Below are 15,561 nucleotides of genomic sequence, written 5' to 3'. Positions count from 1 at the left end.
TACAAATAGTAAGTAACCAAACGACCAACAGTTTGTTTTTGTTCCACGGGAATTTTATCATTAAATTATATAAATATTCAGTTAACATAAATTATATAATACTTTCGAAGGCAGTCATTAGACAAAGTATCATTTTATTTAACAAATTTATTTTATAATTTGTATGATTTCCTTATGAACATCATAGTTAGCGCTAGCAAAAGCGAATAAAAGAATGTTTATCTCCACCATTTTTTGCATAAGCTATTTCAGAAATGGGACTGGAAGAGTATAATGGGATACACTAACGAATTCGTAGGTCTGCAACAGGATGTACTTGAGATCCTACTATAATAATGGAGTGGTAATAATGAGTAAAGCTAAGGCTAAAGGTGGAACCGGCAGAGGAACGGGAAAAAAAGGTTGGACTCGTTGGCAAGCTGGCGCAAAAAAAGCAAAAGCCAAACCTTATGTCAGTAAAGGTGTTAAAAAGCCTGTTGATACAAAGACAACCAGCAAAAATGAAATAACCGAGGAATAAATAATATGTAAGAAGGATACCGTCAATTCGGTATCTTTTTTTATTTAATGGTAAAGCTATTTCAGAAATGGTTGGAAGAATAATTTAGGGGGTATTAATTATGTTCGAATTAGAACCGTTGGAATATGCAACAGGAGCTCCTATTCGCGATTATGACATTACGGGTATAACCAAAACAACGAGCGGGTATGAAGTAACACTTGATATTAACCTAGACAGTGGCTACTCCTTAATGGCAACAAAGCTAGAAATTACCCATGAGGATCTACAAGGATATGATACAGTTGAAGTGGAGGAAGGAATTAAATATGCGTTAGGTTTCTTTGATAACCAAACCTCTGAAACGAATCAAATGCTTTAATTCTTTAACCTATTAAACAAATGGAGACACCAGTAAAATCGACTGATGTCCCTTTGCTTTGTCCCTAATAACCTATCAAACTCGTTCTTATTTTTCTTTTTCAAAAATAGAATAGTGTAAACAATGTTTGAGGAGGTCGTTCATGAAAATTCATCGACTTGGCCATGCGATGTATCTATTAAAAAGTAAGGAAGGGAAAAACTATTTAATCGATTCCTTTTTTGATTTAAATCCTGGTTTTCCGTCACATTTGAACACAGAGGAATTCTCATAAACATGACAAAATTAAAACAAGGGTACCCTCTCATACACTGAGGGATACCCTAATCTATTTATATGTTTATTTTTATAAATGGATGATTTGGTGGTGTTCATTTACAGCGCCCTTTGAAAAGACCCGTTCTGTGTATTGAATCTCTTTATCTGCCATCAACATCACCGTCGAACTCCGAGTACCGTACTCCTCACTTTTGATGTGCAATGGCGAAAGCATCCTTTCCCATTCTAAAGAAACACCCGTGTTAGGTAAAAGCTCATCCGGAGCTGGGTCTGCATTTTTTAGAAGGTTCAATAGCCCCTCAGCCATATTTTCCGGTCGATGATTAATTATTTGGGACAAACCTTCCTTACCTATTCTCACCTTTGGCCACTCTGTATTTAATAAATGATTGCTCACACCATAAATACCCGGCTCGACCTTTAGGAGCTCTCGTCCAATATTAGAATAATAGAATAGCTCCTTGTGATTCCCTGCCAATAAATTATAGCCAGGGTACAACTCATTATTATTCATTAGGCCAACCATATATTCCTTTAATTGACCCTTGTATTGCAGGGCATCTGCCACTAACTCTCCACGTGAACGTTTCCCCTCTGTTTCCTCCTTTGGGTCCCGATAGTTCGTCAATGCAGCGAAACGGCCGCTGTTGGTGACCCCCATCCATGTCCCCATTTTTTCTAAATCACGTCCAGCGAAAATATCGGGATGATCCTCCCAATAATGAGCGGGAGCAGTTGGCCTTTGAAAAAATTCATCTCGATTGGCAGCAACGATTAGCGGATATTCAGGGTGAACCTTGTAAGCAATTAATACTAAACACATGGACAGCGCCACCTTCGTTAAATTTGTCTGTATCTTTACCCTTCTCCTTTTAGCCTCAAAACTCCTCTAATAATGCCTTCGTAAATTACCTTTTCATAAAGTGAAAAAGCATCTACCTTTTTGTAGATGCTCTCTCTAGAGGGGCGAAATTTATTCTCCAATCTTAATATAGCCAATTTTTTCAATAATCTCTTGTCCTTGTTGCCCCTTCATCCATGCAAGGAATGGGTCAATGGTTGATTTAGGGTTATCTTTGAGCGAAATTGCATAGAGTGAAGCTGTAAAAGGATAGGTACCACTCGCAATATTTTCGGGGCTAGGCTCCACACCATTAATTGCAAGTAATTTAATATCCGGATTCGCATTCATTCCCGTTGCAAAGAAGCGGAAGGAAAATCCAATTGAATTATCGTAGTTTCGATAATCGGCCACTTGCTCAATGATCCCACCCATCCCTTCAGGAACCTCTTCCTTCAAAGGCTTCATAATCGGGGTATCCCCCATAATTTTTTCTAAAAGGGTTTGGCTTCCCGAATTCTTAGGGCGCTGAAAGGCAATAATCTTTTCATTCTTCCCTTCGAGAGCAGACCAATTTGTAATTGTACCCGAATATATTTCTCTAATCTCTGAAACTGTTAAACTATCTACCTTATTGTCAGGATTGACAAAGAATACAAATGCCTCCTTGCCAATTGGCGTCATCACCAGTTCTTTTCCTGCACGTTCTGCCATTTCTAATTGCTCCTTCGATGGCTCGGCTCCGAAGTATATATCTACTTCTCCAGACAATAATCGCTCATAGGCATAAATCGTATTGGTGAAAGTGACAACTTCTTTTACTTCCCCCATAACACCTTCAATATTTTCATAGGTAGCATTGGCAAAAGCAGAATAAACCGGAAAAGCCGCTTCCGCTCCGTCTAAAACAGGCATTTCACTTAAATCTTTGATTGTAAATGTAGCAGGTTCACTAAGCTTCGGAAGCTTATTTTCTGGATTCAACACTTCATACGGATAGAGGTCGGTACTAGAATAGCCTCCACCATAATCAAAACCATAGGAAGGCAACACGGTTTTACTCCGCTGCCATTGAACGGTCGCTCCCGTAGCCATCGCTAGAACGAACACCGTCAATACTGAAAGCAGTTGCTTCCTATTAAAACCAAAAGCCTTCCAGTCTTTCTTAATCAGGATCGCTAATAAGATCCCAAACACAAATGAAAGTTCATAAGCAAGCGGCGCCCATAAAAACAAACGGCCCTCACCCATTAAAGAAGCAAGAAAAAAAATTGGAGCCATAGCAATGTGGAAAATACAATAAATCAACCAGGCCATTGCTCCGGAAAATCCACCGGTAATCAGCATAAAGACTGCCCATAAAACGGCCGTATAGGCAAGCGGAAGTAGAAACACAATCGCAAGTTCCTTCAATCTATCCTGTTTCTGCAATCTCTTGCTAGCAAAAAAGCCAATCAGGACACCGCCTAGAATGAGCGGAACAAGTGAAGTAATCATTAATTTATCATACGCTATTGCAAAAGGAATAAGTGAAAGACCAAGCGGTATGACCCCAAAGTATAAAAATAACCCCAAAATTTTCTTCCCCATATTAACACTCCCTCTTATGTATTACTTTTATCTTATAGTGTAATTTTACACTATTCATATCATTGTTTACAACACCAAATTGACTAAATGTTCCAAGAACAAAAAAAGAGGCATCATCGATTGATATGCCTCTTACCTTTCTTAGTAACTGTCCGTTGAGAGTGGACATTGTCCATGCGTGGTGACAGGCACCATTAAAGCGGCACCATTCAACATTAAGACAACATCTAATCAACATAATATATATTTAGGTTTTCATCATGGATTAATTCTAGGTTGTTAGGGATTCTGATGTAGAGGATGCTTTGTCCATGGTAGGATGTATTGTTATCGAATAATGTGTCCTCTCCGGTAAATTGGTTGATGGAGAATACGTTTTGGAACTGGTGGTACTTTAACTGTACTTTTATTGGATTGCTTACGGTCAGGATATTATCCGCTAGGTCTAAACCTGGTGGATGGATCTTTTCGGTAATGTCCATATTATTTACAATGGAGCGTGTACTATAAAATAGAGCCTCTATCTTTCCGTCATTGTCTTGCTTTCTTTCCACAATAATCTGGGTTTCTAGATATTCATCGTTTTGACTTGCAATGTTGAGTTTCTCACCTTCGTAGTTTAGGTTCCAATCTTTCCGAATAAACGAGCGGTCCTGCTCAGCGATTTTTCCCTCTGTTGCGGCAGTATATAAATCAATACTTTCTTGATCTAGTTCTTCACGATCCACTATATATTCTTCGCTCAACGCCTTGACTGGAAGAAGCGCCTCCACACCCATACCGATAAGTAAAAGAGCAATATACCCGCCAACTAGCCACCGAACTCTCTTGCTATAAATAGATCTTCCACCTTTATTTATCGTTCTTTTCATAATTCTACCTACCAAAGCTACGAAAGCGATGACGATAATAATGGTTATGAGTAATGGGATCAAAGACATCATGGTCTTACCTCCATTCTGTTAGACAAAACAAACGCACTGGTAAAAAGAAAGCCTACTGTGATGATTATTTTAACAATAAATAGAAGGAGGGAGTGCTCCATAAAGAGAAATTCGAATGCTGCTGTCACGAATTTACCTTTTCCACTTACCTCACCCAAAAACAAGGATCCGAAAAAAAGCACTGGAATTAATACAATAAAAATCTTATTTAACTGGACGAGCATGCCAACAAAATAGCCTAAAGCACTAGCTAATAAGACATAGAAAATTGTTGCAGTTATGCCCAGTAGTAATTCTACAGAAACGGAGGTTACATTGGTTGTGTTAACAAGTTGTTGCCCTAAAAAATACATCATCACTTTCATTAAATACGAAGAGAGAATGGCCAAAGTCGCACCAAGGATACTTGCGGTAAGCAAAAATATCATATTGGATAGATTACTACTCAGGCGGTTGGTTACAAACGCAAAGTCATCATTTCTATAGGCTTTAGTCGTAATCAGAATCGCCGTGATAAACGCCCATAGCATCGTAAAAACAACCACGATATCCGCAGAGTAAAATTGGATATCCACTTCGACACTAGCATTGCTTGAGCCCATCATCCCCGCACCGTTAAATGAGAAAAGTATCGCTAACAATTGGAGGACCACAAGTGTCATAAAAACCTGAATATATGACTTTAGCTTAAATACGTACTGTCTTTTTACAACATCCATCAAGTTAGCCTTCGATAAAGACATCATCAATTCCCCCTTTCTTTTTACTCGTCAGGTAGACACATAAATCACTTGATGAAACGTTAGTGAATTCCAAGCCAGCAGTCTTAGCATTTTGCCTTTCCATTTCAGTAAGCTCATTCTTAACAACAACATACATATGGTTAACGGCGATATTTTTCGTATAAAGGATTTCTTTACCAGTTGTCCATTCATTTACGTTGGATGACTTTCCTTGAACTCCAATTGCCCACTCCTTCAAATCGGCTACCGGTATATGCAGAAGTTCTTTCCCATCCCTCATTAGAAGGATATCTTCAAGTAGATCCTCAATTTCATTCAAATGATGGCTTGAAATAATGATCGTACGTGGATTTGCTATATAATCCTTGAGCAAGGCGCGATAAAAATCCTTTCTCACCGCTGCATCCATCCCTGTTGTCGGTTCATCAAAAATCGTCAACGAACAGCGGGCCGATATTCCTAAAATCATCGTAAATGTACTCTTCATCCCCTTAGATAAACCATCGAAATGCTGCATCGGGTTTAAAGAGAAATAATCAAAAAGACGCTCCGCAAGGCCACGATCCCAATTCTGATAAAAACTAGCTGCCACCTCTAAAATCTCCTTAAGATTTAAGGCTGTCGGTAGATTCATTTGATCATGAATAAAAATGGTATTGGCTGATGCGTTGAGGTTGTTGAAGGGATGTTCTGAAAAAACCTTTAATTCACCAGAGGTCTCCTTTAAATATCCAGCTATGATCTTAAGAAGCGTTGTTTTCCCAGCCCCATTTCTCCCGATTAAACCAGTAATTTTATTTTCTTCTATTGTAAAAGATAGATTATTTAACGCTTTTGTTCTCCCATAAACCTTAGTCAAACCACTGCACTTGATCACGTTCATTTCTCTACCTCCCCCGTATTGGTTGCCTGAATCATTTGGATTAATTCTTCCTTACTAACCTTCAACCGTTCCGCTTCCAGCACAATTTCTATAACCATGCTTTTTAACGTTTGACTTTTCCGCTTGCTACGTATACTTTCTTTTGCATTGCTTGCGACAAACATCCCAAGGCCACGCTTTTTATAGAGAATCGCTTCGTCTGCTAATATATTTAGGCCCTTGGCTGCGGTGGCAGGATTAATATTAAAAATTTCAGCCAGCTGATACTGGGAGTAGATTTTTTGATCACTCTCAAAATTCCCGTTCAAAATCTCGAGCTCCAACCACTCCGAAATTTGTAAGTATATCGGCTTTGATCCATCTAAATTTAGAATCAATCCTTTCCCTCCTCCCCGACATAGTGCATTAGTGTTGTAATGTAGTATATAATAAATAATAGCATATTTTTGAAAAAGTGTGCAACTCTTTGAAAGAATTAATCCTAATCATAAAAAATAGGCCTGACCCTGTGCAACTTTTGCACTAAGGATCAGAGCCTAGGTCCTACCGCGTTAACGGTAACTTAATTTCGACTAAGGTTCCTTCATTCATTTTACTCTGAAAGGTAATACTACCATGGTGTTGTTTAATAATTTTATGGCAGATCATCAAACCGAGACCCGTTCCCTTTTCCTTCAAGGTATAAAAAGGCTCACCTAACCGCGGCAGGATTTCCTCAGGTATGCCAACCCCTTGGTCTTGGAAGGAAATAATACACTCACCCTCATTCCTTTTTAGGATGTTAATGTAGATTTCTCCGCCATCTGCCATGGACTCGATTGCATTCTTTAAAACATTGAGGAATACCTGTTTTAATTGATTCTTTTCACCAGTAATATAAAATTCTGATTTCTCCACATATAGTTTTAACTGAATTGCATTCATATGTGCCTGCGGGGAGAGTAGCTCAAGTGTATTCTCGATCAAATCTTTTAAATTTAATCGATTCATTTGAACAGCTTGAGGTTTTCCTAAGGAGAGCAACTCACTTGTAATCGTCTCAATTCGTTCTAGTTCACTTAAGAGTAAATCGTTATAAACAATCGAACTATTTTCTGCTTTATATAGCTGTACAAATCCTTTTACCGTTGTCAGCGGGTTGCGAATTTCATGTGCTACACCGGCTGCTAACTCGCCGACAATGGAAAGCTTTTCAGATTGTAAAAGAAACTCCTCTGCCTTTCTTCTTTCAGAGATATCTCTACTGATGATTACAATCGACTGAATTAACTGGTTCTCTCCCTTTACAGGCATGCAACGGGACTCAAATACGATCCAATGACCTGCCTTGTGACCTAGCCGGAATTCTATCGATTGGGAGTTTTCACTTACAAACATCTCGCTAATTGTTTGTTTAAACATTCTGACATCATCTGGATGAATGAACTTACATAATTTATAATTTTCGATTTCACAGTACTCGTATCCTAATACGTACTCGTGTGAAGGAGAGAAATAACTAATCGCATGCTCTTTATCCATTACTATAATCAAATCTGATGTGTTCTCAGCGATTAATCTGTATTTTGACTCACTTGCCTCAACTAGCTTATACATGTCTGTTAAACGACTATTTAATCTGTACAGCTTCACATAGGACTCAATTAGTAATCCGCCAAAGATCACACCTAACAGCACAAACAACAAATATTCAAGATGAAATAAAGGATTATCTATTAGGATGTGAAAACTAAGGACAGTAAGAACATAAGCAACTACATACGTTCCAAATATAGCTAGACATCTTTTTACGTAGGTTAGATGTTTTGTATACATATGAATGATAATAAATCCTGTCATACTAATCATCCAGCCAGTTATCGCAGGGTACCACTGTCCGCTTGTAAACAATCTTGCAATTAAGGCAAATGCACCTGTAATGATTCCTGCGACTGGTCCAAGAAAAGTATAAATGAGAATTACTGGAGCGTATCGAATGTCGTAGGAGTATCCCTGCTCCTGTATTGAAAGCATGACGAGGATGACGGAAACAATTCCCCCATAAATACCTGCCCAAAGACGTACCTGCTTTATTGGTCTATGATTGATAAACGAGCGGATGACTAACGGTATACTTACTAATAATGAAAAAATTGAGAGATTAACAATGTAATCTAATAGAATCAACAAGCTCCCATCCAATCTGGTTGTTATTCTTAATATTCACTCTTATCATAAACTAGCCGTTTAAGCATTTCCACATTTATTAAATAAATAAATTTAGTAGAATAGTCCATAAAAAAACGTATCATAGTTAAATCCCTATGATACGTTTTTTTTATTTGTTGTGTTTAACTTGTCTGTTGAATCAACAAGGTGCTTAACTCAACCTATTTTTTATGATACCGTATCCTTCTCAAAAGCTGGTTTATCTTTTTCAAATAAAACGATTAATGCTGGTAATAGGATTCCCCGAATGAGGAAGGTGTCTAGCAAAATACCAACTGCGACAATGAAGCCAAAGACAAATAATATTTGAATCGGCTGGGTCATTAACACTGCAAAGGTAGCCGCAAGAATAATTCCTGCAGATGAAATCACGCCACCCGTTGTAGAAACAGCAATTTCAACTGCTTGTTTCACAGAGTGCTTTTTCCTTTCCTCCATGAATCTCGATATTAAGATGATATTGTAATCAATACCAAGGGCAACTAAGAATACAAACGAATAGATTGGGACGCGATTACTGATGGAATCGATATCAAAGAACAGGCTGCTTAAGAACATACCTAGTCCGACAGCCGCCAGGAACGAGATTAATATAGTTCCCATCATATAAATAGGCATTTTAATTGATTTTGTCATGACGATTAACATCGCAAAGATTAAGATGGACTCAAGCAAAACGATGACGACAAGATCTCTGTTGTTTGTTGCACGATCATCAACTTTCTTCGCCGTTTCTCCAGCAAAATATAGTTCACCCTCTAAGTTACTATCTGCCAAAATCTTATCGACACCATCGACCATTTTTTCCAAGGCATCCATTGTTTCAACTGCATATGGACTTTCCTCAAAAGTAAGACTCATTTGGATTACCTTTTTGTCCTCGGTACTGCCACTCGGACGGACACTACTGACTAGCTTTTGATCAGCTAGGGTAGTGAGCAAGGTTGCCTGTTGTTCTTCCGTAATTGCCTCTTTCGCTTCATATAAAACGGTTGTTGGGGCAAGATCTCCCTTTTCAAACTTTTCTTCTATAATCTCATAGCCCTGTCTTGATTGCATATCTTTCGGGAACGATTTCATTGTATCAAACTCATAATTCAAGTTCAGCATATTACTCGCTGAAACGAGAAGGACTACTCCAATAACTGAAGCAGAAAGGACTGGTTTTTTTACAACAAAACGTCCGATTTTGCTCCAGGCTGAATTAGTTTTCACGGTATCATCGCCTACCCGTGGAACTTTAGGCCAGAAGGCTTTTCTTCCAAACAGAGTAAACAATGCAGGAACGAGCGTAATCGATGCCAGCATGATGACAGCCATGGCTGTTCCGAAAATTGGTGCGAAATTTCGATAATCAGCAAACTTTGCAAAGAACAGGACTAGCATGGCTGCCAAAACGGTTCCTCCTGAGAAAAATACAGGCATACCTGTTTCTCTCATTGCATATTTCATTGCCTCATATTTCGTTTCATGCTTCTTCAATTCCTCACGATACCGTGAGAACACAAATAATGAATAATCAATCACCGCTGCAAATAAAAGAATGGTCATGATTGATAACGTTTGGTTATTTAACATCAATCCTGCTTTTCCCATTAAGCCGAGGATCTGATTCACTACCTCGTAAACGAAGGCTGCTGCTACTAGTGGAATAAGTGCCAGTAATGGTGAACGATAGATAACGATTAATAGAATAAGAATTAATCCTACTGTTGATAGTATAAGAACAACATCTGCCCTGGAAAATAAATTAAGAGAATCCACTCCAATTCCTGCTGGACCAGTAATATTTAACGTTAAATCTGTAGAGTCTTTGACAATTTTACTAATCTGCTCAAGTAAAGTTCTCAATTCTTTAGTCTCAATAGATGATTCAAATGTTAAAGGAAGAATTAGAGTACTCTGATCTTCTGAGAAGAAGCTTGCTGTTGCCTGTGGAGGCATGCTTGTTAAAGGAACAATCTCCTTTATTCCCTCTACATTAGTAATTTCCTCAAAGAACGAAACCAGCTGTGCTAATTCAACATGGTTATTGTCAGCGGATTGAAAAACTAATATCGCTGGGATTCCATCGTTATTTTTAAAATATTCATCCACTTTATTTTGAGCAATAACAGATTGTGCCTCTGCAGGAATGGAGTCTATGCTTGATGACTCATATTCTTTTGCACTTGGTGCAAGTGTTGCCAACAACACAGTGGCTAATAGCCATACGCCAAGCGTAATCCACATTCCTTTTTTCGAAGTTGCACGATCGGTGATCGACTGTAAGAATGAATTCATAGGTTTCGTTCCCCTCACTATTTTAATAGAAAACACGGTCTAAAATAAAGGTGACAAAAGTGTTACTTTGAGTAAAAAATAAATGACATAATCGCTACTTTTATTATCTTTTAAAGTAACATTTGTGTCAATTACTCGTTTGTGAACATCCCCTTACTAATGATTTCTTTAATGGAACATACCCATTCAGACTGAGAAATGCCATAATGATTAGGAATTGCCACCGATTGAAAAATAAAGCCTAGCATGAGGCTATCGGGAATATGGTGTTTTAGCTTCCCGTTTGCCTTTCCTACATCGATAAAGCTCTGCAAATACTTATATAATTCTAAAGGCAGCTTTTCGAGTTTTTCTTTATTTTCTTTTCCTTTCTCATTTGAATTTAATAGGATATGTTGTGCCACCTTTATCAATTGCATGATTTCCGTATTATTAAAAATAAGGTTCATGAGGAAATCAAACTGTGAATCAAAGTCTTTATGTTTATCCATTTCTTTTAATTCAAGAAGGAACTGCTCCATTTCATAAATCATAAAATCGGTAATTAATTGCTCTTTGTTCTCATAATATTTATACAATGCGCCTCTCGATACTTCTAGCCGATCCGCCAACAGACTAAAGTTAAATCCTTCATAGCCTTGCTGAAGAAGCAATTGTTTTGTAGTTTTAAATAAATCATCCGTCGAAAACTTTCGTTCCCTTGCCATACGCTCACCTCCAAAACTTATTATAGCGAAACTTTTATGAGTAAAAAAGTAATTATCTACTTTCAAAAATATTCGACTTCTTTACCTATTGACCAATGGGTGGTTTCAATTATAATAAAAGTGAGTAATCACTCACTTTGACTCTTAGAGGAGGTTTATGATGGTATCAGCGATTGTTATTAATGAAGTAAGCAAAAGCTTTGGAAAAAAGCGCGTCTTGAACAATATCAGTTTAACGGTAGAATCTGGACAAATTTATGGATTAATCGGCCCTTCTGGGTCTGGAAAAACAACCATGGTGAAACTGATTGTTGGCATGGATCGTCCCTCACAAGGCAATGTCCTTGTCTTGGATACTGCCGTCCCGAATCTAAATTTATTACAAAAGATCGGCTATATGGCGCAGGCGGATGCATTATATAGTGATTTAACAGGAGCAGAAAATCTTGCTTTCTTCGCGTCACTCTTTAAGCTAAAGAAAGATGTACAAAAGACACGAATATCCTATGCAGCAAATTTAGTTAATCTTACAGCGGATTTAAATAAGAAGGTTCAGGATTATTCAGGAGGAATGAAACGACGATTATCCCTTGCCGTTGCCTTAATTCAGGACCCCGAAGTGCTTATCTTGGATGAACCTACCGTTGGGATTGACCCGGAATTAAGATTATCAATTTGGACGGAACTCTATCGCTTGAAAAATGCCGGAAAGACTATTTTATTGACCACACATGTGATGGACGAAGCGGAAAAATGTGACTATCTTGCGATGGTAAGAGATGGAGAAATCATCACCAGCGGATCGCCCTTAGAATTAAAGAAACAATACGGAATCACAAGCTTAGAAGAGGTCTTTTTACAGGCTGGAGGTAACAAGGCATGAGAATACTTGCGATGGTAAAACGGATTATTCATCAAATGTTACGTGATAAGCGGGCCCTTGCAATGATGATGGTGGCCCCCTTACTCATTATCACCCTGCTCAATTACCTTCTTTCCAGTAGTACAGTCGATCCTAAGATCGCTGTTACAAATGCGGATGAAGCCCTTGTAGAACTGTTAAAAGATAAGGATATCATCGTTGTGCGGTATGACCAACTTGTTAATGTGGAACAGGTCTTGATTGAAGATGAATTAGATGGAGCGCTTCAATTTAATGGCGATGAGATTGTATTAACTCTTACAAATGCACAGCCCTCCACTACCAAGGCCATACTAATGAAGATCCAGCAAACCCTTGCAGCTGAAAATGGAAAGAATCAGGCGAGCAACATGGCCTTATTTCTTGAAACGGTTCAAAGTAAACTTCCTCCTGGAGCACCCTTGGAAATAGAGAATGTCGCAGCGCCAGAACTCACAACTTCATATATATACGGAAATAAAGATACAATCTTTTTTGATCAGTTAAGCCCTATATTAGTCGGATTCTTTGTCTTTTTCTTCGTCTTTTTAATTTCAGGGATTGCTTTGTTGCGGGAACGAACCACTGGTACACTAGACCGCTTGATGGCAACGCCCATTCAACGAAGGGATATTGTTTTTGGATATCTAATGGGATACGGAATATTTGCGGTCATTCAAACAATTATCGTGGTCTTTTATTCCGTTAAAGTATTGGATATTATGCTTGTTGGTTCCGTATGGAACGTAATCCTAATTAATCTATGCTTAGCTCTTGTTGCCTTGTCACTTGGTATATTATTGTCGGCCTTCGCAAATTCGGAATTCCAGATGATGCAATTCATTCCGATTGCGATTATACCCCAAGTCTTTTTCGCAGGTATTTTCCCTGTGGAAGGCATGGCAGGCTGGATGCAGGTCATAGCTAAATGTATGCCGATGTACTATGGCGGCAGTGCCTTAGTCGATGTTATGTATAAAGGGCTAGGATTAAGCGCTATTCGAAATGAGTTGCTTGTATTGTTAGGCTTTGCCCTTGTATTTATTGTCTTAAATGTATTAGCATTGAAGAAATATCGAAAAATCTAATCGTAGATTAATAAACGTCTTAAAGGGGTATTCCAATGTCTGAAGAAGAAATGATGTTGCAGCAGCTATTTGATGAAGAAAAATTAACAGAGAAGCAAAAAAAAATACTCGTTTCCGCAATCGAAACCTTTTCAGAAAAGGGCTATGCTGCATCTTCGACAAGTGAAATTGCCAAAAAGGCAGGAGTAGCCGAGGGAACGATTTTTCGGCATTACAAAACGAAAAAGGATTTGTTGACATCGATTGTTGTTCCGCTGATGACAAAGTCGATCGGACCATTGGTTGTTATGGATTTTTATAAAGTACTCGATAAGGAATATGACCGAGTCGAGGATTTTCTGAGAGCGACCATTGAAAATCGAAGAGATCTTTTGATAAGAATGCTTCCAGTTGTTCGAATCATGCTTCAAGAAATCCCCTTCCACCCAGAATTACGCGAACAATTTTTCGAACAGATTGCACAGAAAATATTTGACCGCGTTTCACTCTTAATAAAGGGCTATCAGGAAAAAGGCCAGATTATTGAAATGCCAGCTGAAAGTGTGGCAAGATTAGCGATTACCAGTGTTTTCGGATTCTTATTTTCCCGTTTTATACTTTTTCCGCATCTGGAATGGGATGACGAACTGGAAACTGAGCGCACGATCCAATTTATCATGCAGGGCTTGGGAAAAAGAGAATAACTGGAAGGGCCAGGAATCCTTATGAATGGGGTCTTGGCCGTTTCTATAAGGTTAATTAAATTTTCTAAGACTATTCGTAGAGGTTTATCTCACATCATAAAATTTACATTTCTCGTAAAAACTGGTTTTTCCAATTTCCAGTAGCTTTGCTGCTTCTTGTTTGTTTCCATTGGTAACTACCAATGCATTTAATATTGATTGTTTTTCAACTTGGGCTAGAGCTTCTTTTAACGGTAGGACAGGTAATGGTACAATTTTTTCTGGGCCTATTGGATTCATTGCTTGCGAATTTTTACTTTTCAAACCTTGATCTCGTAAATATAATGGCAGGTGTGGGATTTCAATCGTAGTACCATCCAAAACATTGATGCAACGCTCTAGCACATTCTCAAGCTCCCGAATGTTTCCTGGCCACGAATGCAACTCGAGTCTTTCTATTACTTCGGTAGATAATCCTACAGCTTTACGATGAAACTTAGCTTCTAGTTTTTCTAATAGTTTGATTGAAATTAACTCGATATCCCCTTTTCGTTCCCTTAGAGGGGGAATTTCTATTTTTATTACATTTAATCGATAGTATAAATCCTGCCGAAACTTCCCTTCTTCAACCATCTTTTCTAAGTCCCGATGTGTTGCCGCAATAATCCGCACATCAACAGGAATCGATTTTTGTCCACCGACTGGCTGTATCTCCTTTTCCTGCAAAACTCTCAATAGTTTACTTTGCATCGCAAGTGGCATATCGCCTACTTCATCAAGAAAAATAGTCCCATTATTCGCAATTTGAAACTGACCCTTCTTGCCACCCTTTTTTGCTCCAGTAAACGCTCCATCGTCATAACCGAACAGTTCTGATTCTAGTAATTGCTCAGGAATTGATGCACAGTTGATCGGTACAAAGGGAAATGCTGAACGTATGCTGTTGTTATGGATAGCTGAAGCAAACAATTCCTTACCAGTACCAGATTCACCTAACAATAAAGCTGCTGACTGGCTTCCGGAAATTCTCTCCGCAAGTGTTTTTACTGCCAAAAAGCTTGTACTATTTCCTAATAAATCAGAGAAATGATACTTACTTTTTATATTTTTTTCTGCTTTTGTTTTATAATATTTCAATTCTTCCACCAAATGCTGGATTTTCCCGCTATACATATGCAATTCCTCAGGATTACGAAACATTACTGTACCAACAGCACCAACTAATTCACCTTTAACAATAAGCGGAAATCGATTAGCGATCATCTCACTGCCTTTAATTTTATGAACAGCTGCAATTTCTGCCTGCCCAGTTTTAGCGACAATATGCATTCGGGAATTTTCTATAATATCTAGAACAGGCTGGCGCATCGCTTTGTCAACCGTTGTTTCTAAAAACTCACAATACGCCTCATTGATATAGCAAATTACTCCATCACGATCAACTACAACAATTCTTTCGGCTGATAAATTAATAATTTCCTCGAGCCAATTATTTGGGATTTCTCCAATTCGTAGATTCATCATCTTATCCCCTTGTTCAGTTTTCTATGT

At 38.3% G+C, this 15,561-nt stretch carries 16 protein-coding genes; 6 read left to right on the top strand and 10 right to left on the bottom strand.

All coding sequences use genetic code 11. The annotated features are described in order from the left end of the window. Window positions 1–349: 349 nt before the first annotated feature. The 3 genes from NSS81_RS14915 (at window position 350) to NSS81_RS14905 (ending at window position 1,155) form a co-directional block, all read left to right on the top strand. Complete coding sequence (locus NSS81_RS14915; RefSeq protein ID WP_342429470.1) at window positions 350–520, top strand: DUF3934 family protein; 171 nt, start codon at window positions 350–352, stop codon at window positions 518–520. 100 nt (window positions 521–620) lie between these two features. Beyond that, window positions 621–881, top strand: coding sequence for a hypothetical protein (locus NSS81_RS14910; protein WP_342429469.1), 261 nt, complete (start codon window positions 621–623; stop codon window positions 879–881). 142 nt (window positions 882–1,023) lie between these two features. Next, the gene (locus NSS81_RS14905) at window positions 1,024–1,155 is read left to right on the top strand and encodes a hypothetical protein (protein WP_342429468.1); all 132 of its coding nucleotides are present in this window, start codon (window positions 1,024–1,026) and stop codon (window positions 1,153–1,155) included. 72 nt (window positions 1,156–1,227) lie between these two features. On the opposite strand, the gene NSS81_RS14900 is transcribed toward NSS81_RS14905, so the two are convergent. The 9 genes from NSS81_RS14900 to NSS81_RS14860 all read right to left on the bottom strand — a co-directional run bounded on the left by NSS81_RS14900 (window position 1,228) and on the right by NSS81_RS14860 (window position 11,359). After that, window positions 1,228–1,983 carry an NRDE family protein gene (locus NSS81_RS14900; protein ID WP_342429467.1) on the bottom strand — a complete coding sequence of 252 codons (756 nt, stop codon included), beginning with the start codon at window positions 1,981–1,983 and terminating at the stop codon, window positions 1,228–1,230. Between the two features lie 150 nt (window positions 1,984–2,133). Further along, a complete protein-coding gene (locus NSS81_RS14895; RefSeq protein ID WP_342429466.1) occupies window positions 2,134–3,591 on the bottom strand; it encodes a substrate-binding domain-containing protein in 1,458 nt (485 codons plus the stop codon). 227 nt (window positions 3,592–3,818) lie between these two features. Beyond that, the gene (locus tag NSS81_RS14890) at window positions 3,819–4,535 is read right to left on the bottom strand and encodes a hypothetical protein (RefSeq protein ID WP_342429465.1); all 717 of its coding nucleotides are present in this window, start codon (window positions 4,533–4,535) and stop codon (window positions 3,819–3,821) included. Next, on the bottom strand, window positions 4,532–5,281 hold the full coding sequence (locus NSS81_RS14885; protein WP_342429464.1) for a hypothetical protein: 750 nt from the start codon (window positions 5,279–5,281) through the stop codon (window positions 4,532–4,534). The genes NSS81_RS14890 and NSS81_RS14885 overlap by 4 nt, the downstream gene beginning before the upstream one ends. Continuing rightward, entirely contained in the window at window positions 5,259–6,161 is a 903-nt protein-coding gene (locus NSS81_RS14880; RefSeq protein ID WP_342429463.1) for an ABC transporter ATP-binding protein, read from the bottom strand. Before NSS81_RS14880 ends, NSS81_RS14885 begins: the two co-directional genes overlap by 23 nt. Further along, window positions 6,158–6,538 carry a GntR family transcriptional regulator gene (locus NSS81_RS14875; protein ID WP_342429462.1) on the bottom strand — a complete coding sequence of 127 codons (381 nt, stop codon included), beginning with the start codon at window positions 6,536–6,538 and terminating at the stop codon, window positions 6,158–6,160. The genes NSS81_RS14880 and NSS81_RS14875 overlap by 4 nt, the downstream gene beginning before the upstream one ends. A 166-nt stretch (window positions 6,539–6,704) precedes the next feature. Further along, window positions 6,705–8,327, bottom strand: a complete 1,623-nt coding sequence (locus NSS81_RS14870) for an ATP-binding protein (protein ID WP_342429461.1) — start codon at window positions 8,325–8,327, stop codon at window positions 6,705–6,707. A gap of 210 nt (window positions 8,328–8,537) precedes the next feature. Next, window positions 8,538–10,652: an MMPL family transporter gene (locus NSS81_RS14865; RefSeq protein ID WP_342429460.1), complete on the bottom strand. Its 2,115-nt coding sequence runs from the start codon at window positions 10,650–10,652 to the stop codon at window positions 8,538–8,540. A 131-nt stretch (window positions 10,653–10,783) separates the two neighbouring features. Continuing rightward, a complete protein-coding gene (locus NSS81_RS14860) occupies window positions 10,784–11,359 on the bottom strand; it encodes a TetR/AcrR family transcriptional regulator (RefSeq protein WP_342429459.1) in 576 nt (191 codons plus the stop codon). A 160-nt stretch (window positions 11,360–11,519) separates the two neighbouring features. On the opposite strand from NSS81_RS14860, the gene NSS81_RS14855 reads away from it, so the two are divergent. The 3 genes from NSS81_RS14855 to NSS81_RS14845 are packed head-to-tail and all read left to right on the top strand — an operon-like array spanning window position 11,520 to window position 14,031. Further along, the gene (locus tag NSS81_RS14855; RefSeq protein ID WP_342434036.1) at window positions 11,520–12,242 is read left to right on the top strand and encodes an ABC transporter ATP-binding protein; all 723 of its coding nucleotides are present in this window, start codon (window positions 11,520–11,522) and stop codon (window positions 12,240–12,242) included. Beyond that, window positions 12,239–13,348, top strand: a complete 1,110-nt coding sequence (locus tag NSS81_RS14850) for an ABC transporter permease (RefSeq protein WP_342429458.1) — start codon at window positions 12,239–12,241, stop codon at window positions 13,346–13,348. Before NSS81_RS14855 ends, NSS81_RS14850 begins: the two co-directional genes overlap by 4 nt. Before the next feature lie 35 nt (window positions 13,349–13,383). Next, a complete protein-coding gene (locus tag NSS81_RS14845) occupies window positions 13,384–14,031 on the top strand; it encodes a TetR/AcrR family transcriptional regulator (protein ID WP_342429457.1) in 648 nt (215 codons plus the stop codon). Window positions 14,032–14,115: 84 nt separating this feature from the next. On the opposite strand, the gene NSS81_RS14840 is transcribed toward NSS81_RS14845, so the two are convergent. Continuing rightward, window positions 14,116–15,534 carry a sigma 54-interacting transcriptional regulator gene (locus NSS81_RS14840; protein ID WP_342429456.1) on the bottom strand — a complete coding sequence of 473 codons (1,419 nt, stop codon included), beginning with the start codon at window positions 15,532–15,534 and terminating at the stop codon, window positions 14,116–14,118. Window positions 15,535–15,561: the final 27 nt, after the last annotated feature.

The organism is Neobacillus sp. FSL H8-0543 (genome assembly GCF_038592905.1).
In the GTDB taxonomy this organism is placed as follows: Bacteria; Bacillota; Bacilli; order Bacillales; family Cytobacillaceae; genus Neobacillus.
This window is presented reverse-complemented; position numbering and strand designations above follow the sequence as displayed.